2 protein-coding genes are annotated in these 2,229 nt (G+C 54.2%); both read right to left on the reverse strand.

What is annotated here, in order from left to right:
- A partial coding sequence (gene fliD, locus J7438_RS25180) for a flagellar filament capping protein FliD (protein ID WP_209278795.1) occupies window positions 1–1,247 on the reverse strand: 1,247 nt, incomplete at its 3' end.
- 8 nt (window positions 1,248–1,255) lie between these two features.
- The coding region (locus tag J7438_RS25185; protein WP_286196929.1) for a flagellin at window positions 1,256–2,229 on the reverse strand (974 nt) is incomplete at its 5' end.

Here is a 2,229-nt window from a genome sequence, read left to right on the forward strand (position 1 = left end):
CTCGTCTCCAGGGCATACTGGTCCGACGCCAGCCGTTGCAAATCCCGTGATAGATAACTGATCCTCGATATTAAAGGGCCACTGCCCGATAACAGCGTGTCCATTTTCTGCGCCAGTGCCAGCACCGGCTTTTCCCGGTCCGACAGAAACTGCAGGACCGGATAGGGCATGGCATTCAGCTGGTGGCGAAACCAGGCTTCATCCAGAGACCATAAACCGTTGCGCTCAGTACTGACCCCAAGATCCAGTAGACTGGTGATCTGCTCTGAGCTGCTTAACCCGGTATCAGCAGGCGTGGCGTTGACCAGTTTACGCAACTGACTGCTGATTCCCCTCAGGGAGGCGGGGGTCCCCGCATCGATCTGGAGGCCCTGACTGTCCCTGGGGTCACTGGCTTGCAGCAGGTTATTGCAGTGATTGACAAATTCCGACATGGCGCTGACCAGTGCCTCAACATCCTGACTGACCTCAATATATAACTGCCGGTCAGGGTCCGCCTGTTTCAGGGTCAGGCTCAGCCCGTTAATGGCCGGCTGGTTGACATTGCCGGGCAGAGACAGGGTTACGCCGTTGATACTGACCAGTGCGTCAGCGGGAGCCACCTGTTCTGACATAATATCCGCCAGGTAGGCACCGGTTCCGGTACCACTGAGCGTCATACGAAGATCGGCCCCTTTTTCTGCACCGGTCAGCAGCAGCTGTTGCCCCGCCTTGCCGTTAATGACCGTTGCCCGGACTTTCCCCTGAGTACTCAGCTGAATGGCTTTGGCGATGGTGGCCAGGGTACTGTTGGCAACAATATTAACCGTCCAGTGCCCACCATTAAGGGCGAGATCCAGCGTACCTGCGTCTTTAAAGGCGGTATCTCTGGCAAACGGCGGACTGGTCATAATTTGCGGCGAGGCCAGCTGATGAACCGACAGCTGATAACTGCCGGGATCAGGACGCCCCCCGACGCTGACGCCAACCCGGTCGGACTCACTGGACACCGCAACCCAGCGGCCAAGACCGTGGCCATTGCCATTCACATGGTGACTGTTGAGGCTGGCTTCCTGAACCAGCGCCCGGGCGGAGTGCTGCAGGTTACTGACCGCCTGATAGACCGACACCATCAAATCCTGCTCCCGGGACAGCTGATTTTCCCGCCGTTTCAGGGCATTTTCCGAGGGTGCCATGTCAGCATTGACCACAGCATCCACCACAGTCCCCAGATCAAAACTGCCCTGCAGTGGCGTAACCGTATTCATTCAATGATTCACTGCAACAGAGCCAGGACTTCCTGCTGCATGGTGTTGGCCCGGTTCAGGCCGGACATACTGGCTTGTTTCAGCACCTGATCCCGGGTCAATTTGGACATTTCGCTGGCATAGTCGGTATCTTTAATCCGGCTTCGGGAGCCCATCATATTCTCCCGAACGTTCTGAAGGTTGTATATGGTGTGCTGGAAGCGGTTTTGAATGGCACCCAGTGTTCCCCGGTTGGAATCCACGTCGGCTATTGCGTGATCAAGGATTTTGATGGCTTGCTGTGCACCAGCATAAGTGGTGATATCGATGGAATCTACCGGCATACTACCAGCTTGGGCTACCTTTGTAGCAGTGGCGAGCGTGGGCACTAAGTTGTCATCGCTTTTCATGGTATAGGTGGCGTTGTTATCCGAACCGACCCACTGAATATCACCCACGACTATCTTGTCAGTGTCCTTAATGTCTACTGACGAACCAGTCGCAGTACCTGCATAATCGAGTGGCTGGGCTGTGGCAGTGAAGGAAAGCGATTTAGAACCTGAACTTGCTTCTTGAGCACTTGCCTTCAGGGTCATATTCTCACCACTGGTATCAACCAACGTTATTTTAGGGCTGCCATTCGATGAGGTATCAACGTCTGCCTCAAGCGTTTGTGAATCCAGCAGTTTCTTCAGCTCTTCTGCGGCTTTATCAATGGAAGTAGAATCATTCGGCGATTTATATTCCTTGCCATTCACGGTCAGGGTAATAATGTCGCCTATTTCCCAGTTAGTAGCTGTTAACGCCACTTCTGCCGATGTCTTTGCCTGCCCGCTTATATCGGATACCGCACTTGTTACCTTACTGGCAATGGCTTTGGCGCTATCCCCGGCCTCTATGGGTATATTGCTTTCATTGCCATTAACCCCGACCGTCAGGCTCTGTTTTGCGATGGCGGTTGTCCCCGGCAGAGCCATGCCAGAAAATGTAAGCGTTGCCACAT

This window comes from Thalassotalea sp. G20_0, assembly GCF_017744175.1.
Taxonomy (GTDB): Bacteria; Pseudomonadota; Gammaproteobacteria; order Pseudomonadales; family Endozoicomonadaceae; genus Endozoicomonas.